Annotated in this window: 28 protein-coding genes; 13 read left to right on the top strand and 15 right to left on the bottom strand. The window is 66.8% G+C overall.

Translation table 11 applies throughout. From position 1 onward, the window contains the following. Positions 1–3: 3 nt before the first annotated feature. From I8N54_RS05705 to I8N54_RS05695, 3 genes are all read right to left on the bottom strand, one after another. The gene (locus tag I8N54_RS05705; protein ID WP_140193484.1) at positions 4–513 is read right to left on the bottom strand and encodes a MarR family winged helix-turn-helix transcriptional regulator; all 510 of its coding nucleotides are present in this window, start codon (positions 511–513) and stop codon (positions 4–6) included. 213 nt (positions 514–726) lie between these two features. Further along, complete coding sequence (locus I8N54_RS05700; RefSeq protein ID WP_140193485.1) at positions 727–981, bottom strand: succinate dehydrogenase assembly factor 2; 255 nt, start codon at positions 979–981, stop codon at positions 727–729. Next, the gene (locus tag I8N54_RS05695) at positions 978–1,367 is read right to left on the bottom strand and encodes a helix-turn-helix domain-containing protein (protein WP_140193486.1); all 390 of its coding nucleotides are present in this window, start codon (positions 1,365–1,367) and stop codon (positions 978–980) included. The genes I8N54_RS05700 and I8N54_RS05695 overlap by 4 nt, the downstream gene beginning before the upstream one ends. 80 nt (positions 1,368–1,447) lie before the next feature. On the opposite strand from I8N54_RS05695, the gene I8N54_RS05690 reads away from it, so the two are divergent. Continuing rightward, a complete protein-coding gene (locus I8N54_RS05690) occupies positions 1,448–2,650 on the top strand; it encodes a pyridoxal phosphate-dependent aminotransferase (RefSeq protein ID WP_140195591.1) in 1,203 nt (400 codons plus the stop codon). Between the two features lie 222 nt (positions 2,651–2,872). Here the strand turns inward: I8N54_RS05690 and I8N54_RS05685 are convergent, their stop codons facing one another. Both I8N54_RS05685 and I8N54_RS05680 read right to left on the bottom strand, forming a co-directional pair. After that, positions 2,873–3,334, bottom strand: a complete 462-nt coding sequence (locus tag I8N54_RS05685; RefSeq protein WP_140193487.1) for an SRPBCC domain-containing protein — start codon at positions 3,332–3,334, stop codon at positions 2,873–2,875. 2 nt (positions 3,335–3,336) lie between these two features. Continuing rightward, entirely contained in the window at positions 3,337–3,666 is a 330-nt protein-coding gene (locus tag I8N54_RS05680) for an ArsR/SmtB family transcription factor (RefSeq protein ID WP_140193488.1), read from the bottom strand. Positions 3,667–3,813: 147 nt separating this feature from the next. Between I8N54_RS05680 and I8N54_RS05675 the strand changes: the two genes are divergently transcribed. Together I8N54_RS05675 and clpX are read left to right on the top strand one after the other, a co-directional pair. Then, a complete protein-coding gene (locus I8N54_RS05675; RefSeq protein ID WP_140193489.1) occupies positions 3,814–4,443 on the top strand; it encodes an ATP-dependent Clp protease proteolytic subunit in 630 nt (209 codons plus the stop codon). Between the two features lie 96 nt (positions 4,444–4,539). Further along, positions 4,540–5,802: an ATP-dependent Clp protease ATP-binding subunit ClpX gene (gene clpX / locus I8N54_RS05670; protein ID WP_140193490.1), complete on the top strand. Its 1,263-nt coding sequence runs from the start codon at positions 4,540–4,542 to the stop codon at positions 5,800–5,802. A gap of 18 nt (positions 5,803–5,820) precedes the next feature. On the opposite strand, the gene I8N54_RS05665 is transcribed toward clpX, so the two are convergent. Then, positions 5,821–7,185 carry an enoyl-CoA hydratase/isomerase family protein gene (locus tag I8N54_RS05665; RefSeq protein ID WP_269434060.1) on the bottom strand — a complete coding sequence of 455 codons (1,365 nt, stop codon included), beginning with the start codon at positions 7,183–7,185 and terminating at the stop codon, positions 5,821–5,823. A 159-nt stretch (positions 7,186–7,344) separates the two neighbouring features. Here I8N54_RS05665 and I8N54_RS05660 point away from each other — a divergent pair, with 159 nt between their 5' ends. Further along, positions 7,345–7,773 carry a TIGR01244 family sulfur transferase gene (locus I8N54_RS05660; RefSeq protein WP_140193492.1) on the top strand — a complete coding sequence of 143 codons (429 nt, stop codon included), beginning with the start codon at positions 7,345–7,347 and terminating at the stop codon, positions 7,771–7,773. A gap of 1 nt (position 7,774) precedes the next feature. Here I8N54_RS05660 and I8N54_RS05655 read toward each other — a convergent pair whose 3' ends face one another. The 5 genes from I8N54_RS05655 to I8N54_RS05635 form a co-directional block, all read right to left on the bottom strand. Then, positions 7,775–8,812, bottom strand: a complete 1,038-nt coding sequence (locus tag I8N54_RS05655; protein WP_232790437.1) for a FliM/FliN family flagellar motor switch protein — start codon at positions 8,810–8,812, stop codon at positions 7,775–7,777. Positions 8,813–8,904: 92 nt separating this feature from the next. Further along, complete coding sequence (locus I8N54_RS05650; protein WP_140193494.1) at positions 8,905–11,586, bottom strand: ATP-binding protein; 2,682 nt, start codon at positions 11,584–11,586, stop codon at positions 8,905–8,907. Then, positions 11,586–11,879, bottom strand: a complete 294-nt coding sequence (locus I8N54_RS05645; protein ID WP_140193495.1) for a hypothetical protein — start codon at positions 11,877–11,879, stop codon at positions 11,586–11,588. The genes I8N54_RS05650 and I8N54_RS05645 overlap by 1 nt, the downstream gene beginning before the upstream one ends. Then, positions 11,876–12,244: a response regulator transcription factor gene (locus tag I8N54_RS05640; protein WP_140193496.1), complete on the bottom strand. Its 369-nt coding sequence runs from the start codon at positions 12,242–12,244 to the stop codon at positions 11,876–11,878. Before I8N54_RS05640 ends, I8N54_RS05645 begins: the two co-directional genes overlap by 4 nt. A gap of 72 nt (positions 12,245–12,316) precedes the next feature. Beyond that, on the bottom strand, positions 12,317–13,639 hold the full coding sequence (locus I8N54_RS05635; RefSeq protein ID WP_140193497.1) for a helix-turn-helix transcriptional regulator: 1,323 nt from the start codon (positions 13,637–13,639) through the stop codon (positions 12,317–12,319). Positions 13,640–13,853: 214 nt separating this feature from the next. Here I8N54_RS05635 and I8N54_RS05630 point away from each other — a divergent pair, with 214 nt between their 5' ends. From I8N54_RS05630 to accC, 8 genes are all read left to right on the top strand, one after another. Then, on the top strand, positions 13,854–15,212 hold the full coding sequence (locus I8N54_RS05630; protein WP_140193498.1) for a substrate-binding protein: 1,359 nt from the start codon (positions 13,854–13,856) through the stop codon (positions 15,210–15,212). A gap of 70 nt (positions 15,213–15,282) precedes the next feature. Then, on the top strand, positions 15,283–16,314 hold the full coding sequence (locus I8N54_RS05625) for a branched-chain amino acid ABC transporter permease (protein WP_140193499.1): 1,032 nt from the start codon (positions 15,283–15,285) through the stop codon (positions 16,312–16,314). 3 nt (positions 16,315–16,317) lie between these two features. Further along, positions 16,318–17,592 (top strand): branched-chain amino acid ABC transporter permease, encoded by a 1,275-nt coding sequence (locus I8N54_RS05620; protein ID WP_140193500.1) that lies wholly within the window; start codon positions 16,318–16,320, stop codon positions 17,590–17,592. Between the two features lie 11 nt (positions 17,593–17,603). Then, on the top strand, positions 17,604–18,362 hold the full coding sequence (locus I8N54_RS05615; protein ID WP_140193501.1) for an ABC transporter ATP-binding protein: 759 nt from the start codon (positions 17,604–17,606) through the stop codon (positions 18,360–18,362). Positions 18,363–18,373: 11 nt separating this feature from the next. Beyond that, positions 18,374–19,147, top strand: a complete 774-nt coding sequence (locus I8N54_RS05610; RefSeq protein ID WP_140193502.1) for an ABC transporter ATP-binding protein — start codon at positions 18,374–18,376, stop codon at positions 19,145–19,147. Positions 19,148–19,268: 121 nt separating this feature from the next. Beyond that, positions 19,269–19,709: a hypothetical protein gene (locus I8N54_RS05605; protein ID WP_198571754.1), complete on the top strand. Its 441-nt coding sequence runs from the start codon at positions 19,269–19,271 to the stop codon at positions 19,707–19,709. Between the two features lie 120 nt (positions 19,710–19,829). Beyond that, the gene (gene accB, locus I8N54_RS05600; protein WP_140193504.1) at positions 19,830–20,321 is read left to right on the top strand and encodes an acetyl-CoA carboxylase biotin carboxyl carrier protein; all 492 of its coding nucleotides are present in this window, start codon (positions 19,830–19,832) and stop codon (positions 20,319–20,321) included. A 10-nt stretch (positions 20,322–20,331) separates the two neighbouring features. Further along, positions 20,332–21,684: an acetyl-CoA carboxylase biotin carboxylase subunit gene (gene accC, locus I8N54_RS05595; protein WP_140193505.1), complete on the top strand. Its 1,353-nt coding sequence runs from the start codon at positions 20,332–20,334 to the stop codon at positions 21,682–21,684. A gap of 151 nt (positions 21,685–21,835) precedes the next feature. On the opposite strand, the gene I8N54_RS05590 is transcribed toward accC, so the two are convergent. After that, complete coding sequence (locus I8N54_RS05590) at positions 21,836–22,549, bottom strand: class I SAM-dependent methyltransferase (RefSeq protein ID WP_140193506.1); 714 nt, start codon at positions 22,547–22,549, stop codon at positions 21,836–21,838. Positions 22,550–22,605: 56 nt separating this feature from the next. Between I8N54_RS05590 and aat the strand changes: the two genes are divergently transcribed. Next, positions 22,606–23,259: a leucyl/phenylalanyl-tRNA--protein transferase gene (gene aat / locus I8N54_RS05585; protein ID WP_140193507.1), complete on the top strand. Its 654-nt coding sequence runs from the start codon at positions 22,606–22,608 to the stop codon at positions 23,257–23,259. Here aat and I8N54_RS05580 read toward each other — a convergent pair. From I8N54_RS05580 to I8N54_RS05570, 3 genes are read right to left on the bottom strand one after another with little or no spacing between them, the layout of a single operon-like run. Beyond that, on the bottom strand, positions 23,223–23,573 hold the full coding sequence (locus I8N54_RS05580) for a DUF2155 domain-containing protein (RefSeq protein ID WP_140193508.1): 351 nt from the start codon (positions 23,571–23,573) through the stop codon (positions 23,223–23,225). The two genes, aat and I8N54_RS05580, sit on opposite strands and share 37 nt — an antisense overlap. Further along, a complete protein-coding gene (gene mlaD, locus I8N54_RS05575; protein ID WP_140193509.1) occupies positions 23,570–24,022 on the bottom strand; it encodes an outer membrane lipid asymmetry maintenance protein MlaD in 453 nt (150 codons plus the stop codon). Before mlaD ends, I8N54_RS05580 begins: the two co-directional genes overlap by 4 nt. Then, complete coding sequence (locus I8N54_RS05570) at positions 24,022–24,405, bottom strand: NADH:ubiquinone oxidoreductase subunit NDUFA12 (protein ID WP_140193510.1); 384 nt, start codon at positions 24,403–24,405, stop codon at positions 24,022–24,024. The genes mlaD and I8N54_RS05570 overlap by 1 nt, the downstream gene beginning before the upstream one ends. Between the last annotated feature and the right edge of the window lie 49 nt (positions 24,406–24,454).

The following is a 24,454-nucleotide window of genomic DNA, read 5'->3' as shown; positions in this document are numbered from 1 at the left end:
ACGTCAGTAGATGTAGCGGATCTGATCGGTCCAGTACCGCTCCAGCCGCTTGAGGGCGGCGGTGATCGTCTCGATCCCGTTCATGTCCAGCACTCCGCGGTCCTGCAGTCCGCGCGCGTGGTTTGCGAAGAGCTTGCCGACCACATCGCGGATTCCCCGCCCTTTCGGCGTCAGCTTCACGCGCACTGAACGACGGTCGATCTCGCAGCGCTGGTGGTGCATGTAGCCGAGCTCGACCAGTTTCTTGAGATTGTAGGACACGTTGGACCCCTGGTAGTAGCCGCGGGATTTCAGCTCTCCTGCGGTAAGTTCGGCGTCCCCGACATTGAAGAGCAGCAGCGCCTGCACGGCATTGATCTCTATGATGCCGAGCCGTTCGAACTCGTCCTTGATGACGTCGAGCAGCAGCCGGTGCAGCCGCTCGACCAGCGTCAGGGATTCAAGGTACCACGACATGAAGCCGACCTCGGCCGCCGACGCCGTCGGATGGACGACGGGGGTCATCACGCTCATCTCTTCATCTCCGTCTTCCTGCTCGATCGACAGGGGTTCTGGATCAAAAGACCGAAGATCGGGTTAAGCCCAACGGGCTCGACACCGCAGGCATTGCCCATGGTTAACGGCGCCGATCAACTCGAGATAGCAATGAGTTAGGAGACGTTCGTCATCCCCGCGCCATCCGATGAGACTGTCCTAAAGGTCAGGACACCCTGACAATCCGACGGATCAGGCGGGCAGCCCCGCCTTGATCCGGTCGATCATTTCCCCATGTTCGGCGGGCGGAGCGGACTGGCCGGCGATCCACGCGTAAAGGTCCTGATCGTTCTCGTCGAGCAGGCTTTCATAGGCGTCGAGCTCTTCGTCCGACATGGTCGCCAGCATCGGCGTGAACCCCATGAGAATGAGGTCCATCTCCTTCATGCCGCGCCGCATGGAGCGCATGCCGAGGCGGCGCAGCCTGGTGTCCCGCGTCTCGCTCACCCTTCGGTCACCGCTTGCCGCAGACGTTTTTCGAGAATGCCGAGCCGGTCCGCGATCCGGCTCGACTGCGTCCGCAGCGAGCGCATTTCCGACAGTATCGCGCTCACGTCCTCGGGAAGTTCCGACACCGGCCCATCGAGCCCGTCGCCCTCTCCCGTCAGCAGCCACGGCAGCGACACCGACAGCAGACCCGACACCATCGACAGCTTGTTGGCTCGCGGCTCCGCAAGGTCGTCTTCCCAGTTGCGCAGCGTCGACAGCTTCACGCCAAGGCGTTTCGCCAGATCCTTCTGGCTCATCCCGGCCGCATCGCGCGCCGCTGCGAGCCTGTCGCCGAACGTCGCCGACTCGTCGCTGTACCAGCCGCTCTCTGTCCCCTCGTCCATCACGCTCCCCTTCGCGCTTGTGCGGGTTTCGGAGCTCTCCTATGACATGGCGCCGCCGTCATTTCCACTGGGAGCCGACCATGCAGATCCTCTCCGCGACACTCGACCGCGTGAAACCCTCGCCCACCGTGGCCATGTCCGGCCGCGCGCTGGAGCTGAAGGAGGAGGGCAAGGACGTGATCGGCCTCGCCGCCGGCGAGCCGGACTTCGACACGCCCGAGCATATCGCCGCCGCCGGCATCCGGGCGATCCAGGAGGGCAAGACCCGCTATACCGCCGTGGACGGCCTGCCCGAGCTGAAGCGCGCGATCTGCGCGAAGTTCGCGCGGGACAATTCACTGAACTACAAACCGTCGCAGGTCACCGTCGGCACCGGCGGCAAGCAGGTGCTCTACAACGCCATGATGGCTACGCTGAACCCAGGCGACGAAGTGGTCATCCCCGCGCCCTACTGGGTCTCGTACCCCGATATGGTGTTGCTCGCCGGCGGGACGCCGAAGATCGTCGAATGCCCGCTCGAGGCCGGTTTCAAGATGACGGCCGACCAGCTCGAGGCCGCGATTACCGAGAAGACCAAGTGGGTGATCCTGAACTCGCCGTCCAACCCGACCGGTGCCGCCTACAGCCGGGCCGAGCTGAAGGCGCTGACCGATGTCCTGATGCGCCACCCCCATGTCTGGGTGCTGAGCGACGACATCTACGAGCACCTCGTCTACGACGGTTTCACCTTTACGACCCCGGCCGAGGTCGAGCCGGGCCTCTTCGATCGCACCCTCACGGTAAACGGCGTATCCAAGGCCTATTCCATGACCGGCTGGCGGATCGGCTACGCGGCGGGGCCGGAACAGCTGATCGGCGCGATGCGCAAGGTTCAGTCGCAATCGACCTCGAACCCCAGCTCGATCAGCCAGTGGGCCGCGCTCGCCGCGCTGGAGGGGGAGCACGACTTCCTCGCCCCCCGCAACGCCGCCTTCGTGCGCCGCCGCGATATCGTGGTGGAAAAGCTGAACGCCATCGAGGGCATAGACTGCCCGAAGCCCGAGGGCGCCTTCTATGTCTATCCCTCGATCAAGGGCCTGATCGGCAAGACGAGCGCTGGCGGCAAGTCGATCGAGACGGACGAGGACTTCGCGATGGCCCTGCTGGACGAGGCCGGCGTGGCAGTGGTCTTCGGTGCGGCTTTCGGCCTCTCGCCGGCGTTCCGTATCAGCTACGCGCTCGCGGATGAGACGCTGGTCGAAGCCTGCGACCGGATTGCCGACTTCTGCGCCCGGCTTGGCTGAGCCTGGTCTGACCCGACCGTCGGAGCCTCCGGCGGGAGGTATTTGGGGCCAGATGAGAGAGCGGGCCCGCGTTAACCTTAACGCCGCTCCTGCCTGTCATCTGGCGATAAATACCTCTCGGGGGTGAATGGGCCGCAGGCCCGGAGGGGCAGACAGCCCCCTGACCCGCCTGCCCGGCACGGGCAGGCTCATACGGTGCGCGCACCAGCGCGCTCCGCCGGATCAGGCCGTGACCCGCATTTTGCAATGCCCGGCGTAGCATCGGGCGAGGACGTGGTCCCAGCCGGTCTCGTAATTGCCCTGCAGCGCGGTCGCGGCCTCGCCCAACCGGTCGAAACCGCCGTGCGTCAGCTCGACCCGGGTGCCCGCCTCGACCGGCGAGAAGACGACCAGCAGGTCCGTCGCCTCCTCCTCGTCGCGGCCGACGTGCCAGTCGACGCCGAAGGCGCGTCCCTCGTCCCAGCGGGTCACACGGCCCCAGGGCATCACGCGTCCGTCCTGCAGCGTCTCGAGGACCTGCCCGCCGACGCGCGGCTCGACCTCGATCCGGGCGGGCAGATCGCCCGTCGCTGCCGATAGCGAGTGCGTCTCGGACGGCCACCACTCGCCCATACCCTCCGTGAACAGGCGGAAGCTCTCCGCCGGGGTCAGCGGCACGGTGAGGCTCTTCTTGATCGGGTCCATCGTCATTCCTTCGATTTCCGGTGCGCCGCCCGGGCAAACGCGGCGAGCGCGTCGTCCCAGAGCTGATCGAGGTAGCGGCGCAGACTGTCGACCCCCTCGGGGGCGAGTTCGTAATATCGCCGGTTGCCCCGCGGCGTGACACGGGCGAGGCCCGCATCGGTCAGAACCTTCAGATGTTGCGACACCGCCGGTCGCGACACCGGCAATCCGCCGGCGATCACGCAGACAGGCTGAGGCCCCGCGCGGAGCGCCTCGACGATGGCGCGGCGGGTCGGATCGGCCAGCGCCTCGATGACGTGAGGGGCGGCGGGGGTTGAAGGTTGGTCAGCCACGACTTACGGTAAGTCATGGCTTACGATTCGAGTCAAGGCGCCTTTGTGTTGCGCCATCGCCTTGAAGCCCCGTCACGGCACCACTAAGACTCCGTGAAGGTTTTCCGCAGTAGAAAGACCGCACCCATCAAGAGGCAGGCCCACGCGATGCACGATCCCCTGGAAACATACATGAACCTCGTCCCCATGGTCGTCGAACAGACGAGCCGCGGTGAGAGGGCCTACGACATTTTCTCCCGCCTTCTGAAGGAGCGGATCATCTTCCTGAACGGCCCCGTCCACGACGGCATGGCCTCGCTCATCGTGGCGCAGCTGATCCACCTCGAGGCGGAGAACCCGAAGAAAGAGATTTCGATGTACATCAACAGCCCCGGCGGCGTGGTGACATCCGGTCTCTCGATCTACGACACGATGCAGTACATCAAACCCGCGGTCTCCACCCTGGTGATCGGCCAGGCGGCCTCGATGGGTTCGCTCCTGCTCGCCGGTGGCGCGCCGGGCATGCGCCTGTCGCTGCCCAACAGCCGCATCATGGTCCACCAGCCCTCCGGCGGCTACCAGGGCCAGGCGACCGACATCATGATCCACGCCGAGGAGACGCTGAAGCTCAAGCGGCGCCTCAACGAGATCTACGTCAAGCACACCGGCCAGACCCTGAAGAAGGTCGAGGCCGCGCTCGAGCGGGACAACTTCATGTCGCCCGAGGAGGCCAAGGACTGGGGCCTGATCGACGAGATCTTCGAACAGCGCGGCTCGGAGACGGGCGGCGACACGTAACAAATGCGAGACGACTTTCGCGTTGTAGCGTCCTTCCCGCTGCCATAGGGTGGCGGGAAGGGCAGACGAACGGGAAACCGTCAAGGGATTTTCGAGATGGCCAACGCGTCAGGCAACGACAGCAAGAACACCCTGTATTGCAGTTTCTGCGGCAAGTCGCAGCACGAGGTCCGCAAGCTTATCGCCGGGCCGACCGTGTTCATCTGCGACGAGTGCGTCGAACTCTGCATGGACATCATCCGCGAGGAAACCAAGAGCTCCGGGCTCAAGTCCTCCGATGGCGTGCCCACCCCGCGTGAGATTTGCGAGGTTCTCGACGATTACGTCATCGGCCAGCTCCACGCCAAGCGCGTGCTCTCGGTCGCCGTCCACAACCACTACAAACGCCTGAACCATGCCGGGAAAACCGACATCGAACTGGCGAAGTCGAACATCCTGCTGATCGGCCCCACGGGCTGCGGCAAGACGCTGCTTGCGCAGACGCTCGCCCGCATCCTCGACGTGCCCTTCACGATGGCAGACGCCACCACCCTGACGGAAGCCGGCTATGTCGGCGAGGATGTGGAGAACATCATCCTCAAGCTCCTTCAGGCGTCGGAATACAACGTCGAGCGGGCGCAGCGCGGCATCGTCTATATCGACGAGGTCGACAAGATAACCCGCAAGTCGGACAACCCCTCCATAACCCGCGACGTGTCGGGCGAAGGGGTGCAGCAGGCCCTGCTGAAGATCATGGAAGGCACCGTCGCCTCCGTGCCGCCGCAGGGCGGGCGCAAGCATCCGCAACAGGAATTCCTGCAGGTCGACACGACGAACATCCTGTTCATCTGCGGCGGCGCCTTCGCCGGCCTCGACAAGATCATCAGCCAGCGTGGCAAAGGGTCCGGCATGGGCTTCGGTGCCGATGTCCGTGACGTGGACGAGCGCGGCGTCGGCCAGATCTTCAGCGATCTCGAACCCGAGGACCTGCTGAAATTCGGCCTGATCCCGGAATTCGTCGGCCGTCTGCCGGTCATCGCCACGCTCGAGGACCTCGACGAAGAGGCCCTCGTGACCATCCTCACCGCGCCGAAGAACGCCCTGGTCAAGCAGTACCAGCGCCTGTTCGAGCTCGAGGATACGAAGCTGACCTTCACCGACGACGCGCTCTCGGCCATCGCCAAGCGCGCGATCGAACGGAAGACCGGCGCACGTGGCCTGCGGTCGATCATGGAGGACATCCTCCTCGACACGATGTTCGACCTGCCCGGCATGGACAGCGTCAACGAAGTGGTCGTGAACGAAGAGGCCGTCGGCCCCGACGCCACGCCGCTGATGATCTACGCTGACGAGAAGAAAGAATCGGCGAGCGCGGGGTAATCCCCCGCGCGTCGCGCATCACGCGCTCAGCACGACCACCTGGTCGAAGCCACCGGCGAACTTGATCGCCTCCCCCAGCAGACGGGTCGGCGCCCAGATGGAGCTGTCCTCGGCCCAGCCCGACATCTCGCGTTGCAGCTTGAGCAGACCCAGCTCCTGCGCCATCCGCATCGGCCCGCCACGCCATTTCGGAAACGCCAGTCCGTAAACGGACAGGACGTCGATATCGGACGCCCGATCGACCTTGCGGGATTCGACCTGCCGCGACCCCTCCGCCATCAGTGCCGCGACGATCCGGCGGACGACCTCCGGCTTCGCGCCGGTTGCCTGCGCACCCGTTCCGAACGGCAGCTCAGCGAAGCCGATCGAGGCCATGGCGGCGTCCACCGCCTCCGCGCTCTCTCCCATCTCGCGCAGGGTCCGGATCGCGAGGCCAAGCGCGTGCCGCAATCGTGAAACGACGTCGAGGCCGTCCGGCTCCGCAACCGTCCGCCGTCCCTCGGCGCTCGACAGCAGGCGCGAGGCGATGCGCCGTTCCGCCATATAGAGACCGCGCAGCGCACGGGATTGCGGGTCGCGCAGGCTGGACAGACGTGCGGACGCCTCGAACGCGAGACCGGCCTGTCCCGGCAGCAGGAGCGCCGCTTCGACGCAATCGACGATCTGGCCCGGTGCGGTCATCTTGCTGCCGTCAGTCTGGCGCCGCCGCTGCACGATGGCGCGCATGAAAGCGGCGCCGTCTTCCAGCCCGTCGCGTCGGGCGAGCGTGCGCGGCCACGGCGTCTTCTTCTCGAGCAGCGCTTTCACCTGCGTCATCGCCCCCGTCGCGAGGTGGCCGACGACGACTCCGTTGGCGAGGCCGATCTCCCGCGCGGCGCTGGCGGTCACGGGTTTGCCCGTCAGCATCATCCGCAGTGCGGGGTCCGCCCCGATCAGTCGCGGCAGCCGTTGCGTGGCCCCTGCCCCGGGGACCAGCCCCATCGTCACCTGCGGGAGGCCGATTCGGGCGTCCGGCTCCATCACCCGGAAATGGGCGGCCAGCGCCAGTTCCGCCCCTGCGCCAAGCGCGAGGCCCTGAATCGCGGCGATCACCGGCACATGCAGCCCCTCGACGAGGTTGCAGAGCTCGGCCGGACTCGGGGATTGCTCGTGCTCGCCGACCTCGCGCACATCCTGTCCGAGCGAGAAGTGCTCGCCCTCGGACAACAGGATCACCGCGCGGACCTCCGGAAAATGGTCGAGCCCCTCGAGCCGTGCGGCAAGAGCTGCCCGCATCTCGGGCGTCAGCCCGTTGCTCGGCGGGCTGGCCATGGTGACAATCGCAATATCGTCACGAATCCGGAACTTAACCGGCGTCAAACTGATCCCCCCGGGTTGAGCCATGCCCCACAGGACCGAAATCCTGCACATTTCACCGGCGTCGATTCAGCACATGAAGACGCGCGAGAGGCAATAGGCGAAGATCAGACAAACACGGACCGGGTCAGGCTGGACGCACTTCGCGATCCGGCCTAACACCGAAACAGAAGCGGAGGTTCCCCAATGCAATACCGGTACATCACCGACACCTACGCCGTCAGCGGCCAGATTGAACCGCAGGACGTCGCCACCCTGAAGGCGGACGGGTTCACCACGATCATCTGCAACCGCCCCGACGTCGAAGCACCCGAGAACGCGCGCGCCGTCGACGTGCGCGAGGCGGCAGAGGCGGCGGGCCTCACCTTCCTCGAGAACCCGTTTTCGCATCAGGCGTTCAGCTTCGACCTCGTCGACGGGCAACTCGACGCGATGGAGAAGGATGCGGGCAAGGTCTTCGCCTATTGCGCGACCGGCAACCGCTGCACGATCCTCTGGGGACTCGCGCAGGCCAAGACGAGGTCCATGACGCCCGACCAGATCGTCGCGACGGCGGACGCGCAGGGGTATGACTTGAACCGCATCCGCCCGCAGCTCGACTCGCTGACCGAATAGGTCAGTCCGCGCCCTCGGCGTTCCAGTCCATTGCGGCGGCGAAGTCCATCGCGTCAGCATCGGACGCTGTAGCATCCTCCGGTTCAGCAAACCCCGGCAGGTCCACGACGGGATCGGCGAGGTCCGGCACCCCTTCCGGCGTGTCCGGCAGTGCCTCAAGTGCCGCGACCGACGATCGCGGCGAACCGTCCGACAAGGTCGGCGGCGGCGGCGGTTCGATCCGGACGGCTTTCAGCCCGCCGGACTGGCCCAACCGCCCGAAGGCCGCGACCACCTGCCCCGGCCCTTCCAGCCGGACGGAGGTGACGGACACCCCGTCGAGCGGCAGAACCTCCCCCACTTCAAGCGATCCGGCCCGCGAAACGGTCATGTCGAACCGGTGCAGAACCGCGGTCAGCACCGCCGGCGCGGCCCGCACTGCCCCCTCGAGCCGCGTGCCCCAGTCGCCGGACGCTTCCTTCGCCGCAACACGCCCCCGCTCCGCCGGGAGGGCGAACAGCACCTGCCCCTGACGGTCGGCAACGCCGAGATCGACGGTCAGTCGCACCACCCTGTAACCAGCTTCGTCCAGCGTGAGGCCCGCCCCGCGCGGCCCGTCGAGCCGCGCCCCGGCCCGCAGGCCCGTTGTCCAGCCGGCCAGGCTCGTCGGCGCGGCCGAGATCACCGCTTCGACCATGAAGGCGTCGATCACCGGCCGGGCGAGCGCGGCATCGGCGATGGACACGGGCCGTTCCGGCGCCGGGGCGGTCGACAGGAAACCGGTGGTCTGGCTTTCGACGATGGCGCTGCGCAGTTCAGGGTCGATGGCGGCAACCCCTTCGACCCCCGAGGCACCGTGAAGCGGCAGCAACAGGTCCCCCTGCCCCAGCATCGCGACCAGCCCGTCGAGAACGGTGGTGTCTTCCGTGACGGAGGTGACGGCCAGCTTCACGCCGGCGACCGCCTCTGCCGCGCGGGCGAAGGCCAGCCGCAGCGCGCGGGCAGGCGTGACGACACCCTCCGGCGGCGCCGCCCCGACCCGCGCAAGGCGGGCGAGCATCGGTCTGTCCTGCTGAACGCTCATGCCTCGCGTCTTAATCCAGGGTTGTCCAACGGCAGGTTAACAGCCGCGCGATTACCAACCCGCTAATGTCACTCGGCCGCGAGCGCCTCGCGCTCGGGCAACGTCACGCGGAACGCCGCGCCGCCCTGCCCCGGCTGATAGGCGATCGCCCCGCCGAGCCGCCCCATGATCTCGCGGCAGATGGCGAGGCCAAGCCCTGCACCCCCGGCCTTGCCGTGATCCGTAAGCCGCGAAAATTTCTCAAAGATCATCTCCTGATGCTCTGCCGGGATGCCGCTGCCGTTGTCGACGAAATCGACCACGGTGGACCCCGCCACACGGCTCACCCGGATCGACAGCCGGGGCTCCGCTGCGAGGCAATATTTCCGCGCGTTCGACACGAGGTTGATGAAGACCTGCGCCAGCCGGTCGGGATCGGTCGTCAGCCGGATCGATTCCGCCTCCCGGTCGCGCAGGATCACCATCTCCTTCTTTACCCCGGACGAGGCGATGGCCCGGTCGAGCAGGTCCGACAGCAGCACGTCCTGCCGGCTGAGAGACACCTGTCCGTTTTCCAGCACCGACAGGTCGAGCAGATCGTCGAGCAGCCGCGTCAGCCGGATCGCCTCCTGGTGGATGATGTCGGCATGGCGGCTCTGGTCCGCCTCGCCGATGCCGCCATCGCGCAGGATCTCGGAGAAGGACCGGATCGAGGTCATCGGCGTGCGCAACTCGTGGCTGATCTGGCTGAGGAACGCATCCTTCTGGATCGACAGCGCGGTGAGCTTGGCGTTCGCCTCGCGCAAGGCGCGGGCCGTGCGCTCCTGCTCGCGGGACTTCGCCTCGAGCCGGTTGGAATATTCGAGGATCTGCGCCGCTTCGTCGGCCACCGCGATCAAATCCTCCACCGAGACGGAGGACCCCTCGGTGATCTGGCCGACCATCGCGTGCGCCGTCGCCGCGCCGACGGAGGCGGCGAGCTCGCGTTCCAGGAACTCCACAAAATCGGGCGTGACGTCGGGCAGGTAGCCGCCCTTGCCCTGCCGCTTCGCCTCTGCCTGGAACAGCGCCTGCGCCTCTGACGCACCGATGATGCGCTGCGACATGATGAGCAGATCCTCGGCCCCCGCCCCCTGCCGGGACCAGGTGCGCGGGCTGGTCGAATGTTCGAAGACGTTGACGATCTGCGCGCCCTGCAGCCGCTCAACCGGGGTTGGGAAGGTGACGACCGACGCGACGAAGAAGGTGAGCGTGTTCAGCAGCATTGACCAGAAGACGGCGTGGACGACTGGGTCCAGCCCCTCGATCGACATCAGCGCGTAGGGGCGCAGGATGCCGATGCCGAAGGGGCCCTCTTCCATCACGGACGCCGGGATGACAGCCCCGTCGCCGAAGCTCGGCAGGAACAGGCACCAGGCCCAGATCACGAACCCGGTGACGAGCCCGGCCGCCGCGCCCCACCGAGTCGCCCCGCGCCAGAAGATGCCGCCGAGCAGCGCGGGCAGGATTTGCACCACACCGGTGAAGGAGATGATGCCGATCGCCGCCAGCGCCGCGCCGCCGCCCGACATCCGGTAGTAGCCATAGCCGAAGGCGAGCACGCCGATGATCGACAGCCGCCGCGCCATGACGACCACTGCGCGCACGTCGCCCGACACCACCGCGCCGTCGCTGCGCATCGCCAGCCAGACCGGCACCACGATATGGTTCGACACCATCGTCGCGATAGCGATGGTCGCCACGATCACCATTGAGGTCGCCGACGACAGCCCGCCGAGGAAGGCGAAGATGGCCAGCCCGTTGCGTCCTTCGCTCAGCGGCAGGGTCAACACGAACAAGTCGGGGTTCGCGCCCGCCGGCATCCGGTCGAGCCCGACGACCGCGATCGGCACGACGAAGAGGCTCATCAGCATCAGGTAGAACGGGAACGCCCAGCTGGCCGTGGCGAGGTGCCGCTCGTCGGCGTTCTCGACCACCAGCACCTGGAACATCCGGGGCAGGCAGATGATCGCGGCCCCCGCAACGAAGGTCAGCGCTGCCCAGCGACCGCCCGACGGCTCCCACGCCGCGAGGCGCGAGGCGTCGATCAGGTCGAGCGTGCGCCCCACCCCACCGGCCAGCCCCCACACGACGAAGATGCCCACGGCGAGCAGCGCGCAGAGCTTCACCACGGCCTCGACCGCGATGGCGATGACGATGCCGTGGTGCCGCTCGTTTGCGTTCAGGTTGCGGGTGCCGAACAGGATGGTGAAGACCGCCAGCCCCGACGCCACCCAGAGCGCCGCCGCGTCGACCCCCGCCTCGCCCCAGGGCCGGCCGGCGGCCTCGGCGAAGACGGCAAAGGACTGGGTGACCGACTGAAGCTGCAGCGCGATGTAGGGGCCGGTGCCGACCACGGCGATCAGCGTCACCAGCACGCCCAGCGCGCCGGACTTGCCGAAGCGGGACGACACGAGGTCGGCGATCGAGGTGATCCTCTGCGACCGTCCGATCCGCACCAGCTTGCGCAGGATCCACCACCAACCGACCATCACCAGCGTCGGGCCAAGGTAGATCGTCAGGTATTCCAGCCCCGACCGCGCCGCGTAGCCGACCGCGCCGTAGAAGGTCCAGGCGGTGCAATAGATCGACAGAGACAGCGTGTAGATGGTCGACGACCGCATCCACGCGTCCTGCCCCTGCGCGGCGCGGTTCTCCGCGACGAAGGCGATCAGGAACAGGAAGGCGACGTAGCTCAGCGCGACCGCGATCAGGAGATTGAACGACACCATCAGCCGCCCCCTGTCTCCGCCGCCGGCGGCGGTGGACCGTCTCGGCCGGGGGGATCCGTCTCGTCCTCGCGGATACGCGACAGAAGGGCGGCCACGACGACCAGCACGGTCCAGAGCACGAAGAGATAGATCAGAACGGCGCTCGTCTTCGCGCCCTCGCCGACCGCCAGAAGCAGCGGCACCAGCACAAGGACGGTGCCGAAGATCGGCAGCATCCGCGATGCGTCCCGCATCCGCCGCCGCCGGTAGGACGCGCGGGCGAGGAACGTCGACGTCCGAGGCGGCCCGGTCATGCCCCAGCCAGCTCTCGCACCTGCTCCAGCACTTCGGCGTTCGAGAAGGGCTTGGTCAGGAACCGGTCGACGCCCAGCCGCTCCGCAAGCTCCCGGTCCTTCAGCTGGCCACGGGCGGTCAGCATCAGCACCGGCAGGTGGGCGAGCGCCTCCGTCCGGCGGATGTCCTGCAGGATGTCGTAGCCGCTGCGGCCCGGCAGCATCACGTCGAGGATCACCACGTCGGGCGGATAGGACAGCAGCCGGTCGAGCGCCGTCTCCCCGTCCGAATGGGTGTGCACCGTCCATCCGTCCCGAGACAGGACGAAGCTGATCGCTTCAATGATGTTGGGTTCGTCCTCGATCACGAGAACTCGCTTACCCATTCCCCTCTCCTCCCCACGGGGTCCGGTCGTCGGTGCAGTATCGGGGTGCCCGTGCGGGATGTCAAAAGCGACTTACGCGGGCGCACCGCCGAGGATCGAGGGCTCGCGCCGGGCCGGGCAGGCCTCGCGCGGACAGGTTCGGCAGGTCAGCCCGACCGGCCGGGCGGGCGTGTCCTCCGTCGTGTCGGCCGCCATGATGAGCATCGTCGCCTCGTGGCCGAAAGGCCGGTCGTAGCTCGGCGCGCCGAGCGGCACCGCGATCGCGTGCGCAACGAGCCGACGCTGTCGGGGCGCCGGAAGCTCCACCGTCTCGCGCAGCGGCTGGCCGGGCCGCGACAGCGCCGCGAAGATCGGCCAGAGCGGACAGGCCGCGCTCGTCGTGGGAAAGGCCACCTGCCCGAACGGCTGCATGGTCAGCAACCCGCCCGCGCTGTCGCAGATGGCGAGGCCGGTGCGCGGATGCCCCTCCTCCGCCGGGAGGCTGGCGAGCCGACGCAGCACCCGGTCGAACGGCGCGCCGGTCTCCGCGACGAGCCGGACGGGATCGTAGTTTCGCGCCCGCGCGAGCGTCGCGAAGCCCTCCAGCGGCAGCGCCGCCGCATCGGCCGCGTAGCGCAGCAGCCGCCGCGTCGCGCCGTCCCGTGCATCGGTCGAGGTCAACTCCTCCGACGCGTCGAGCAGTGCCGGAATGGCTGCCGCGCCCTCCGCCTCGATCGCCTCGAACCGGCCACCCGCATGACCGAAGAACAGCTCCACCTCTTCCCCGGCGGACAAGGGCGCCGCCTGCCCGCTGTCGGCATTGTCGAGGTAACGCACCAGCGTCGTGCTGCTCTCGGCCAGCCGCAGAGCGTCGTCGTTGATGTTGCGGTGGAAACGGTTCTGCCAGTCGGCGTCGACCTCCTCACCCCCGACGAGAATGGACGACGTGGAGCGAATCGAGGTGACGGCGGAAATCACCTCATGGAGCGATGCGGCGAGCTGCGGATCGTGCGCGAGGCGGTCCGACAGCACCCGAACGCGCCCCTCGAGCGCGGAGATCCGGTCCTCCTGCGCCCCGACCAGCGCCGCCCAGCCCGGGTAGCGACCGGCGAAATCCTCTGCCCGATGGTCCTCCGGAAGGTCGCGGAGCCGCCCGCGAAGGTCCGGACGTGCCGCGGCGCGGCGCAGCTTTTCGACCAATTCGCCCTCGGCACCTTCGCTCAGCGCGGCCGTCTCCACCTCCAGCGCGCGGGCGATCTCGTTCAGCAACCGCCCCGCGATCCGGCGGCGGTTATGCTCGATAAGGTTGAGATAGGACGGGGAAATTCCGGCCAGGCGGGCAAGGTCCGACTGCCTCAGACCGAGGTCGAGCCGACGCGACCGGATGCGGCTGCCGGTCAGCTGGCGTTGCGGCATGTCTGGCTCCTTTCCCGTCGCTTTGCTGCATGAGCAAGAAAACGCTTTTACAAATATTAACGCATCACTGTGTAGAGATTTACAGAAAAAATTGGGCCTACCGGGCACTTGTTGATCATTTTTCCGCCGACGCCCGATACTCCGTCCACGCTGAAAAGCGCGCCGGACCGCGTTCTGAGGAGAAACGCGCCGGACCAAAACAGGGAGGATATCCATGTCGAAATCCAATTTTACCCGCCGCGGGCTACTCAGGACCGGCTCGGTGGCCGGCATGGGCCTGGCCCTGCCGACGTATCTGCGGGCACAAGAAAGCTTCCTGAACGCCCCCGGCGACAGCGAAGTCACCCTCGGCTTCAACGTGCCCCAGACCGGCCCCTATGCCGATGAAGGCGCGGACGAGCTGCGCGCGTTCGAACTCGCGGTCGAACACCTGAACGGCGAAGGCGACGGCGGGATGCTTAACACCTTCTCGTCCAAGGTCCTCGACGGCACCGGGATCCTGGGCCGCCGCGTGAACTACGTCACCGGCGACACGCAGACCAAGTCGGACGCCGCCCGCGCCTCCGCCCGCTCGATGATCGAGAAGGACGGCGCGATCATGATCTCCGGCGGCTCCTCGTCGGGCGTCGCGGTCGCCGTGCAGGGTCTCTGCCAGGAAGCGGGCGTGATCTTCATGGCCGGCCTGACGCACTCGAACGACACGACGGGCAAGGACCGCAAGGCCAACGGCTTCCGCCACTTCTTCAACGCCTACATGTCCGCCGCCGCGATGGCACCGGTCCTGGAAAGCCTCTACGGCAACGACCGCAAGGCCTACCACCTGACCGCCGACTACACCTGGGGCTGGACGCAGCAGGAATCGATCGCCGCCGCGACCGAGGCAATCGGATGGGAGACGGTGAACGACGTCCGTACGCCGCTGGCCGAGACCGACTTCTCGTCCTACATCGCGCCGGTCCTGAACTCGGGCGCCGACGTGCTGATCCTGAACCACTACGGCGGCAACATGGTGAACTCGCTCACCAACGCCGTGCAGTTCGGCCTCCGCGAAGCGCAGGCGAACGGCAAGCAGTTCGAGATCGTCGTGCCGCTCTACTCCGAGCTGATGGCCCGTGGTGCGGGCGAGAACATCAAGGGCATCCCCGGCTCCCAGAACTGGGACTGGAAGCTCGAGAACGAGCTCGGCGACCGCTACGCCGGCACCAACGCCTTCGTGCAGTCCTTCGGTGAGAAGTACGGCTTCCCGCCGAGCCAGGCCGCGCACACCTGCTACGTGCAGACGCTGCTCTATGCCGACGCGGTGACGCGGGCGAACTCCTTTAACCCCTGTGCGGTGGTGGAAGCCCTCGAAGGGTTCGAGTTCGACGGCATGGGCAACGGCCCGACGCTCTACCGGGCGGACGATCACCAGTGCTTCAAGGACGTCATCGTCGTGCGCGGCAAGGAGAACCCAGAGAACGAGTTCGACCTCGTCGAGATCGTCGAGGCGACCCCGGTCGACCAGGTGACCTACGAGCAGGACCACCCGATGTTCGCCGGCGGCGAACTGGGCGAGTGCAACCCGGGCGCCTGATGCCCGACCGTAGGATGGGGGTCCGCCCCCATCCTACACCATCCGGAACTCCATCCACGAAGGCGGGGACATGGACGCCATCATCCTCCAATTCCTGAACGGTCTCGACAAGGGCTCGGCCTACGCGCTGATCGCGCTCGGGCTGACGCTGATCTTCGGCACCCTCGGTGTCGTCAACTTCGCGCACGGCGCGCTCTTCATGATCGGCGCCTTTTGCGCGGTGACGATGAGCAAGCTGCTGTCGCTGTCCTACACCACCGTGGACAACAGCCGGACCGATTTCCTCGGCAACCCGCTCGAGGTCGACGTGCCCTACGTGACCACCTGGTTCGGCGAGTCGCTCGGCAACACGATCATCGACTGGGCCGTGCCGATCGCCATCCTGCTGGCCATTCCCGTGATGCTGCTCGTCGGCTTCGTGATGGAGCGGGGCCTCATCAAGCACTTCTACAAGCGCCCCCACGCCGACCAGATCCTCGTGACCTTCGGCCTCGCCATCGTGCTTCAGGAGATCATCAAGGAAATCTACGGCGCCAACCCGATCCCGACACCCGCGCCGGACGTGTTCCGCGGCAGCCTGGACTTCGGTATCTGGCTCGGCTTCGACCCCAACACGATCATCTATCCCTACTGGCGGCTGGTCTACTTCTTCTTCTCGGCCTTCATCATCGCCGGCGTCTTCGCCTTCCTGCAGTTCACCACCTTCGGCATGGTCGTCCGCGCCGGCATGGCGGACCGCGAGACGGTGGGCCTGCTCGGCATCGACATCGACAAGCGCTTCACGCTGATGTTCGGCATCGCGGCCGCCGTCGCGGGGCTCGCGGGGGTGATGTACACGCCGATCAACTCGCCGAACTACCACATGGGAATGGACTTCCTCGTCCTGAGCTTCGTCGTGGTGGTCGTCGGCGGCATGGGCTCGCTGCCCGGAGCGGTGCTGGCGGGCTTCCTGCTCGGCATCCTGCAGTCCTTCGCCTCCATGAACTGGATCAAGGACATCATCCCCGGCATCGACCAGATCATCATCTACCTCGTCGCCATCGCCATTCTGCTCACCCGTCCCCGGGGCCTGCTCGGCCGCCGCGGCGTGATGGAGGAATAAGCCATGCTCGGACTTGGCAAGAAGGACAGCGTCATGCTGTTGATCGTCGTCATCATGACGATCTGCGCGCCGATCCTGCTCAACCCGTTCCCGGCGACCTCGGGACTCGCACAGTTCAACGCCGGCTACCCGGACCTGATGCAGCGCTTCGTGATCTTCGGCATCTTCGCGATCGGCTTCAACATCCTGTTCGGCCTGACGGGCTACCTCTCCTTCGGGCACGCCGCCTTCCTCGGCGTCGGCTCTTACGCGGCGGTCTGGATGTTCAAGCTGCTCAGCTTCAACGTCCTGCCCGCGATCGTCCTGTCGGTGGTCGTCGCCGGCGCCTTCTCGGTGCTGATCGGCTACATCTCGCTGCGGCGCTCGGGCATCTACTTCTCGATCCTGACGCTCGCCTTCGCGCAGATGTCCTTCGCGCTGGCCTACTCGGTGCTCGGCAACCCGAACTTCGTGAACCTCACCAACGGTGAGACGGGGCTTCAGGTCTATTCCAGCGATCCGCAGGTCCTGGCCGGTGCGAACGCGTCCGGGGCGACCAACCTCTTCGGGCTGGAGATGCGCGAGAGCTGCATGCTCAAGGTCGGCGGCACCGCCTCGACCGACGGCGCCACCTGCAGCGCCCAGATCCTGCCCGGCGCCTTCGGGGAGAGCTTCTGGACCTTCAACTTCAACGCCGGCTACTACCTCTGTGCCGTCGTGATGATCGTCGCCTTCTACCTCGCGATCCGCATCTTCCGCTCGCCCTTCGGGATGATGCTGCGGGCCGTGAAATCGAACCAGAACCGGATGAACTACACCGGTCTGAACTCGCGGCCCTACACGCTCGCCGCCTTCGTGATCTCGGGCATGTACGCCGGCCTCGCCGGTGGCCTGATGGCCTGCATGGACCCGCTCGCCGGGGCGGAGCGGATGCAGTGGACCGCCTCGGGCGAAGTCGTGCTGATGACCATCCTCGGCGGCGCGGGCACCCTGATCGGCCCGGTGCTCGGTGCGGGCTTCATCAAGTACTTCGAGAACATCTTCTCCAAGATCAACGACGGGGTCCTGCACGGCTGGTTCGCCGCCCTGCCCGACTGGCTCGAGAATGGGCTGATCGCGGTGATCCACCCCTTCGTTGGCCAGGGCTGGCACCTGACGCTCGGCATCCTCTTCATGCTCGTCGTCATCTTCCTGCCCGGTGGCCTCGTCGAGGGCGGCCAGCGGATCGGCCGGCTCTTCAGCCGCCGCCGGTCGCGGGAAGGCCGCGCCGCCGATGCCTCCAAGACACCCGCCGAATGAGGAGCTGAGACATGGGAATCCTTGAAGTCAAAGGCGTGAACAAGCGCTTCGGCGGCCTGCAGGCGCTCGGCGACGTGAACCTCTCCGTGAAGGAGAACACAGTCCACGCAATCATCGGCCCGAACGGCGCCGGCAAGTCGACCCTGCTCAACTGCCTCGTCGGCAAGCTGATCCCCGACAGCGGCTCGGTCATGTTCGACGGCCAGTCGGTGCTGGGGCGCAAACCCTACGAGATCAACCAGATGGGCATCTCCCGCGTGTTCCAGACGCCCGAGATCTTCGCCGATCTCACGGTGATCGAGAACATGATGATCCCCTGCTTCGCCAAGCGCGACGGCGCGTTCCGGATGCACGCGCTCGAAAGCGTCAGCCGCGAACGCGACCTGCGCCAGCAGGCGGAGACGATGCTGGAAGACGTCAACATGGCCGAGAAGCGCGACATGCTCGCCTCCTCGCTCTCGCGCGGCGACAAGCGGCGGCTCGAGATGGCGATGTGCCTCGTGCAGAACCCGCGCCTGCTGCTGCTCGACGAACCGACGGCGGGGATGGCCCGCGCCGACACCAACAACACGATCGACCTGCTCAAGGAGATCAAGCAGAAGCGCGACATCACCATGTGCATCATCGAGCACGACATGCATGTCGTCTTCTCGCTGGCCGAGCGGATCACCGTGCTCGCCCAGGGGTCGCCGCTGGTCGAGGAGACGCCGGAGAACATCAAGGGCCACCCGAAGGTCCGCGAAGCCTATCTCGGCGAAGCACAGGTCTGAGGAGAGCTGCCATGACCAACGTCGAAACGCTGCGTGCCGAAGGCACCTACGACCGCCACCGCAACATGGCCGCGACCCACGCCAAGTACCTGAGCGTCTGGGACATCGAAGCCTATTACGGCGAAAGCTACATCGTTCAGGGTGTCAGCTTCGACATCCACGAGGGTGAGATCCTCGCCCTGCTCGGCCGCAACGGCGCGGGTAAGACCTCGACCCTGCGCACCATCGCCCGGCTCGACGATCCCGCGCTGCGGCATGGCGAGATCTGGCTCGACCACCAGCCGCTCCACAAGATGCGCGCTCACGAGGCCGCGCGCGCCGGCATCGCGCTGGTGCCCGAGGACCGTCGCATCATCCCCGGCCTCACGGTCGAGGAGAACCTGCAGCTCGCGCAGATCGCCCCACCCGTCGGCTGGTCGCTCGACCGCGTCTACGAGCTGTTCCCCCGCCTCGCCGAGCGGCGGCGCCAGGAAGGCGTGACGCTGTCCGGCGGCGAGCAGCAGATGCTCTCCATCGCCCGCGCGCTCTGCCGGGACATCAAGGTCCTGCTGCTTGACGAACCCTACGAGGGGCTCGCCCCCGTCATCGTCCAGGAGATCGCCAAGACTCTGGAGCTGATCCGCGACCAGGGCATCACCACCGTCATCGTCGAGCAGAACGCGGTCGCCGCGCTCAAGCTCGCCGACCGCGCGGTGATCCTCGACATCGGCAAGGTGGTCTACGACGGCTCCGCGCAGGACGTGCTCGACGACGAGAAGTTGCGCGCCCAGTACCTCGCCATCTGATCCTGACCGGGGGTTCACCATCTGTGAAGATTTCGGGGGCGCATTAACGACTCGGGCCCAACGCTCGTTGTAGTTTTGTCCACAGCAACGCCCCCGTAACCCTTCACAGATGGAGGTCAGATTGGAGGTCACCTTTCGCCCGGCCATCGCGGCGCCCGTCCTCGTCGCCGACCAGCGCCCCACCGCGGACGCGACGGCGCTTGCCCGCGACCCAACGCCCGAAACTCCGCTGCCCCTGCCCGCGTCGACGTCTCAGGGTGCAGCGACCATCTCCGCCCGCCTCGGCCTGTCCCCCGATGCAGTCGGCAGTCTCGCACCGGTGGAGCGCACGTTGAAACCGTGGGGCATTCGGATGCTCCCGGACGACGCCGCCCGGCAGGCCGCACGCGACAGGGCGCGCGCCGCCGCCGCCCGCGCGGACGCGGCAGCGGCGCTCAAGGCCGACGCCGATGCCAAGGCCGAAGTCGCCGCACGGGACGCCGCGGAGGCCGATCGCACCCCGCCACCGGCCCCGCAGGACACCGCGCAGAACGCAACGCCGCCCGAAGATCCGCCGGTCTGATGACGCGGGGCTTTGCAACCGTGACCGCTTTCCCCTATTGGGGGCCTTGCGTATAAGCGTCCGCATGGCGCGCCCCCCTCGGCGTGCCTCCGGATGCACAGGCAGAGGCCCGAGGAAAGTATGAGCGACCAATCCCCCCACGACAGCGACGTGGATTTCATCCGTGCACTGGCCGAACTTCTCCGGGCCAATGATCTCACCGAACTGCAGGTCAAGCGCGAGTACGGGGAAAACGACAGTCTCAACGTGACGGTCAGCCGCCAGATGGCCGCGCTGCCCGCCCCCGCAGCGGCCCCCGCCGCACCGGCGCCCGCCGCCGCTCCGACAGCCGCTGCCGCGCCGGCCCCGGCGACATCGCCCGAAGACCTGGCAAGCCACCCGGGCGCCGTGACCTCCCCGATGGTCGGCACCATCTACCTGCAGGCCGAACCGGGCGCCGCGCCTTTCATTGCCGTGGGCAAGGAAGTCAAGGAAGGCGACACCGTGGTCATCATCGAAGCGATGAAGACCATGAACCAGATTCCCGCCCCCCGCTCCGGCACGGTGAAACGCGTGCTGGTCGAGGACGGGACACCGGTGGAATACGGCGCTCCGCTCCTCATCATCGAATAAGGCCATCGCGATGTTCGAAAAGATCCTGATCGCGAACCGCGGCGAAATCGCCCTCCGCGTGATCCGCGCTTGCCGCGAGATGGGCATCGCTTCCGTTGCCGTCCACTCCACAGCGGACGCCGACGCGATGCACGTCCGCATGGCGGACGAGGCGATCTGCATCGGCCCGCCGCCCTCGCCGCAAAGCTACCTGTCCTTCCCGGCCATCATCTCGGCCTGCGAAGTGACCGGCGCGCAGGCCATTCACCCCGGCTACGGCTTCCTCTCCGAGAACGCGAGCTTCGTGCAGGTGGTCGAGGATCACGGCCTCACCTTCATCGGCCCCCGGGCCGAGCACATCCGCGTCATGGGCGACAAGATTACGGCCAAGGACACCATGAAGGCGCTCGGCGTGCCCTGCGTGCCGGGCTCCGAGGGCGGCGTGCCCGACCTCGAGACGGCGCAGAAGCTCGGTGCGGAGATCGGCTACCCCGTCATCGTCAAGGCCACCGCCGGCGGCGGCGGGCGCGGCATGAAGGTCGCCCACACCGCCGAGGAGATGGAGCGCGCCTTCCAGACCGCCCGCTCCGAGGCCAAGAACGCCTTCGGCAACGACGAAGTCTATATCGAGAAGTACCTCACGACGCCGCGCCATATCGAGATCCAGGTCTTTGGCGACGGCAAGGGCAACGCCGTCCACCTCGGCGAGCGGGACTGTTCGCTCCAGCGCCGCCACCAGAAGGTTCTCGAAGAAGCGCCCGGCCCCGTCATCACGCCGGCCGAGCGCGCCGAGATCGGCAAGGTCTGCGCCGATGCCGTCGCGCGCATCAACTACGCCGGCGCCGGCACCATCGAATTCCTCTACGAGAAGGGTGAATTCTACTTCATCGAGATGAACACCCGCCTCCAGGTCGAACACCCGGTGACCGAAGCGGTCTTCGGCGTCGACCTCGTGCGCGAGCAGATCCGCGTCGCCGAAGGCCTGCCGCTCTCCTTCACGCAGGAGGACCTGCAGATCAGCGGCCACGCGATCGAAGTGCGCATCAACGCCGAGAAGATTCCGGAATTCGCACCGCGCCCCGGTCGGATCAGCCAGTACCACGCGCCCGGCGGCCTTGGCGTGCGCATGGACAGCGCGCTGTTCAACGGCTACGTCGTGCCGCCCTACTACGACAGCCTGATCGGCAAGCTGATCGTGCACGGCCGCGATCGGCCCGAGGCGCTTGCCCGCCTTGCCCGCGCCTTGGGCGAGCTGATCGTCGACGGTATTGATACATCGATCCCGCTCTTCCACGACCTGCTGGCAGAGCCCGATATCCAGACCGGGAACTACACGATCCACTGGCTCGAAAGCTGGCTGAAGGAACGGTACGCGACACCGTAACCCCGTCATCTGGCCGAAAATACCTCCCGCCGGAGGCAGGCGGCCCAGTGCCGCCCGCCCGACGCCGGCAGGAATCGAGCGGACCGCGTCACGGGCTCCGGCAAACAGCGAGGCGCCGCAGGCGCCTCACCGCTGGATCAGGCCTCGCCACTCAGGCGCGCCGAGGCCGCAGGATGCAGGTCCCGCGCCGCTTCCGTTCCGGCCGGTAATAGTCGGCAAGGTTCTTCCGAGCCGCACCGCGCCGCCCCTCCCAGTCGAGCCATTCGCACGAATAGCCCAGAACGTCGGCCATCACCTCGGTCGCCGCGCGCGACGGGATGCCGATCACCGCCGTCTCCTGCCCTTCGACCTGCTCGATCGCGTTCAGATCCTTGGCCGTCCGCTCGCGCGACAGCATGATCAGCGGCCCCGGACGCAGCGAAAACTCCGAATCGATGATGATCAGCTTGGGCTTCAGAAGCGAGGCGAGCCGCAGCAGCCGGAAGTGATCCATGATGTGATAGAAGATGCCGAGGACGCCGACGACGTCGAACGTCTCGCCCGCCTTCACGAGATCCTCCATCCCGTCGAAGATGTCCCCGGTGCGCAGCGACACATGGGCTTTCAGCTCAGGCGACGGATAGTGCGCGTAACGGTCGACCAGCTCCTGCCGGCCCTCAATCCCGGTCACTTCGCGTGCGCCGGCCCCGGCGAAGGCATGGCTCCACCGCCCGTCATGAGCCGCGAGGTCGAGCACCCGCGCGCCTGCGATTTCTTCCGCGAATGGCGCGATAAACATCTCGTGCCGCTTGTTCAGCCGGTCGATCACCGTCGGGCTGTCCTCGTATGGCGGAATATCCGCCAGAAAATCGAAAAAGCCGTTCATATTCCTCCCCGCCCCTGCCAGAATTGCTTCAGAAGCTATCGACAGACATCGGCGGAATGAAGGGCGAACCGGCAACTCTGACCCCGGATATGTTGCTGACGGCCTACGCCACTGGGATCTTCCCCATGGCGGAGAGCCGCAGCGACCCTGAGATCTTCTGGGTCGACCCGCGCTACCGCGGGGTGTTTCCGCTCACCCGCTTCCATGTCTCCCGCTCACTCGCCCGTCGGATGCGCCGCGCGGACTACCGCGTCACCACCGACACCGCCTTTCCCGCCGTGGTGCAGGGCTGCGCGGATCGCGAGGAAACCTGGATCAACGACACGATCTACGAGCTCTACGAAGCGCTGTTCGATAGTGGACACGCCCACTCGCTCGAGGTCTGGACCAACGAGGGAGAGTTGATCGGCGGCGTCTACGGCGTCTCGCTCGGCGCGGCCTTCTTCGGCGAAAGCATGTTCAGCCGCGCCACCGACGCCAGCAAGATCGCCCTCGCCTATCTCGTCGACCGGCTTCGGGTCGGGGACTTTCAGCTGTTCGACACCCAGTTCCTCACCCCGCACCTCGCCAGCCTCGGCGCGATCGAGATCCCGCGCGCCGAGTATCGCGATCAGCTCGCCGACGCGCTGCGCCGGTCCGCGAACTTCGATCTGCAAGGACAGGTGCCGCCCGCTCAGGACGTCATACAGCGCATGACCCAGACGTCGTAACGCGGATGGTCGAGCGCGTTCAGCGCCGGTGCGGAGGCAATCATCCAGCCACGAAAGACCTGCTCGTCCTGGTAGCTGATCGTCAGCAGCGCGAAGGCATCCCCCGACGGGTTGCCCGCCGGATAACGGCACTCCTCGAGCGTGACTTCCAGCAGTCCCGCGCCCTGCGTCTCGCCGCTCGTCATCTCGAGATCGCGCACGGTGCCCGACACCTTGTCGAGCACCCGCAGCACGCCGCCGCCGGCAGAGTTCACCTGCTGCGCGGCGACCGGGCTGGCCGCCAGCGCAAGGCAGAGGCCAAGCGCGCGGCTCATTCCTCGCCGCTTCCGCCGACGTAGCGCAGCAGCAGGGTGATCAGGCTGACCGAGCTCTGCGTGTCGAGGAACTGCCCCCCCGGCTCGAAGAATTCGAAGGAGCCACCGGGAATGATTTCCATGAAGTTCCCGCCGAGCAACCCTTCGGACGAGACGGCGAGCGACGAATCGTCGGGCACCTCGATGCCGTTGACGACCTGGATTTCCATGTCGGCGAGGTAGGTTTCCGGGTTCAGCTCAAGCCCCGTGACCGTGCCGACCTTCACGCCCGCAAGCCGCACGTCCGACCCGACGCTCACCCCCTCGGCAGAGCTGAACGTCGCGACCAGCGGATAGCCTCCGCCGGTCCGGCCGGACACGCCGGCGACCTGCAACATGTAAAACAGGAATGCGACCGCCAGGACGAGCACGACGCCGCCGGTGACGACTTCTGTCGTGTTCTCGCGCATCACTCGGGGGTCCAGGCCTCATAGTCCGTCCGCGGCGCGGGTTCCGGCCGCCGGATCGAGCCGGGCGGCGCATAGGCCGCCATCGTGCCGGTGAGGTTCGGGATATGCTCCTTCTCCCACGGCTTGTGGACCAGCGGCTTGTCGGACGGCGGTTCGTCCCACGTCCGGTGCAGCCAGCCGTGCCAGTCGGGGCTTACCCGGCTGCCTTCGATCTCGCCGTTGTAGATCACCCAGCGTTTGCTGTCGTCGGCATTGCGGTAATAGATATTACCCTGCGCGTCCTCACCCACCTTCTTGCCGTGACGGCTGGTGAAGAACTGGGTGTTGAGCGTCTGCCCGTCCCACCATGTGAAGATGCGTTTGATCCTGTTCAGCACGCTCATCGTGTCCTCCGGGCCTTTGTCCACCTCTTGCCCCATCGGGACGGCAAGA

The organism is Pelagovum pacificum, from assembly GCF_016134045.1.
GTDB classification, from domain to species: Bacteria; Pseudomonadota; Alphaproteobacteria; order Rhodobacterales; family Rhodobacteraceae; genus Oceanicola; species Oceanicola pacificus_A.
The sequence above is the reverse complement of the archived record's forward strand: the minus strand, read 5'-3'. Positions and strand labels throughout refer to the sequence as shown.

What these genes read in the sequence shown, in the direction of transcription:
- clpX (WP_140193490.1), top strand. Translation starts at nt 4,540, where the DNA reads ATGGCCAACGCGTCAGGCAACGACAGCAAGAACACCCTGTATTGCAGT.
- I8N54_RS05630 (WP_140193498.1), top strand. Translation starts at nt 13,854, where the DNA reads ATGTCGAAATCCAATTTTACCCGCCGCGGGCTACTCAGGACCGGCTCG.
- I8N54_RS05685 (WP_140193487.1), bottom strand. Translation starts at nt 3,334, where the DNA reads ATGGACCCGATCAAGAAGAGCCTCACCGTGCCGCTGACCCCGGCGGAG.
- accC (WP_140193505.1), top strand. Translation starts at nt 20,332, where the DNA reads ATGTTCGAAAAGATCCTGATCGCGAACCGCGGCGAAATCGCCCTCCGC.
- I8N54_RS05625 (WP_140193499.1), top strand. Translation starts at nt 15,283, where the DNA reads ATGGACGCCATCATCCTCCAATTCCTGAACGGTCTCGACAAGGGCTCG.
- I8N54_RS05640 (WP_140193496.1), bottom strand. Translation starts at nt 12,244, where the DNA reads ATGGGTAAGCGAGTTCTCGTGATCGAGGACGAACCCAACATCATTGAA.
- I8N54_RS05690 (WP_140195591.1), top strand. Translation starts at nt 1,448, where the DNA reads ATGCAGATCCTCTCCGCGACACTCGACCGCGTGAAACCCTCGCCCACC.
- I8N54_RS05660 (WP_140193492.1), top strand. Translation starts at nt 7,345, where the DNA reads ATGCAATACCGGTACATCACCGACACCTACGCCGTCAGCGGCCAGATT.
- I8N54_RS05620 (WP_140193500.1), top strand. Translation starts at nt 16,318, where the DNA reads ATGCTCGGACTTGGCAAGAAGGACAGCGTCATGCTGTTGATCGTCGTC.
- I8N54_RS05590 (WP_140193506.1), bottom strand. Translation starts at nt 22,549, where the DNA reads ATGAACGGCTTTTTCGATTTTCTGGCGGATATTCCGCCATACGAGGAC.
- I8N54_RS05610 (WP_140193502.1), top strand. Translation starts at nt 18,374, where the DNA reads ATGACCAACGTCGAAACGCTGCGTGCCGAAGGCACCTACGACCGCCAC.
- I8N54_RS05705 (WP_140193484.1), bottom strand. Translation starts at nt 513, where the DNA reads ATGAGCGTGATGACCCCCGTCGTCCATCCGACGGCGTCGGCGGCCGAG.
- I8N54_RS05580 (WP_140193508.1), bottom strand. Translation starts at nt 23,573, where the DNA reads ATGAGCCGCGCGCTTGGCCTCTGCCTTGCGCTGGCGGCCAGCCCGGTC.
- I8N54_RS05615 (WP_140193501.1), top strand. Translation starts at nt 17,604, where the DNA reads ATGGGAATCCTTGAAGTCAAAGGCGTGAACAAGCGCTTCGGCGGCCTG.
- I8N54_RS05695 (WP_140193486.1), bottom strand. Translation starts at nt 1,367, where the DNA reads ATGGACGAGGGGACAGAGAGCGGCTGGTACAGCGACGAGTCGGCGACG.
- I8N54_RS05645 (WP_140193495.1), bottom strand. Translation starts at nt 11,879, where the DNA reads ATGACCGGGCCGCCTCGGACGTCGACGTTCCTCGCCCGCGCGTCCTAC.
- I8N54_RS05570 (WP_140193510.1), bottom strand. Translation starts at nt 24,405, where the DNA reads ATGAGCGTGCTGAACAGGATCAAACGCATCTTCACATGGTGGGACGGG.
- I8N54_RS05675 (WP_140193489.1), top strand. Translation starts at nt 3,814, where the DNA reads ATGCACGATCCCCTGGAAACATACATGAACCTCGTCCCCATGGTCGTC.
- aat (WP_140193507.1), top strand. Translation starts at nt 22,606, where the DNA reads ATGAAGGGCGAACCGGCAACTCTGACCCCGGATATGTTGCTGACGGCC.
- I8N54_RS05650 (WP_140193494.1), bottom strand. Translation starts at nt 11,586, where the DNA reads ATGGTGTCGTTCAATCTCCTGATCGCGGTCGCGCTGAGCTACGTCGCC.
- I8N54_RS05655 (WP_232790437.1), bottom strand. Translation starts at nt 8,812, where the DNA reads ATGCTCGCCCGCCTTGCGCGGGTCGGGGCGGCGCCGCCGGAGGGTGTC.
- mlaD (WP_140193509.1), bottom strand. Translation starts at nt 24,022, where the DNA reads ATGCGCGAGAACACGACAGAAGTCGTCACCGGCGGCGTCGTGCTCGTC.
- I8N54_RS05665 (WP_269434060.1), bottom strand. Translation starts at nt 7,185, where the DNA reads ATGGCTCAACCCGGGGGGATCAGTTTGACGCCGGTTAAGTTCCGGATT.
- I8N54_RS05635 (WP_140193497.1), bottom strand. Translation starts at nt 13,639, where the DNA reads ATGCCGCAACGCCAGCTGACCGGCAGCCGCATCCGGTCGCGTCGGCTC.
- accB (WP_140193504.1), top strand. Translation starts at nt 19,830, where the DNA reads ATGAGCGACCAATCCCCCCACGACAGCGACGTGGATTTCATCCGTGCA.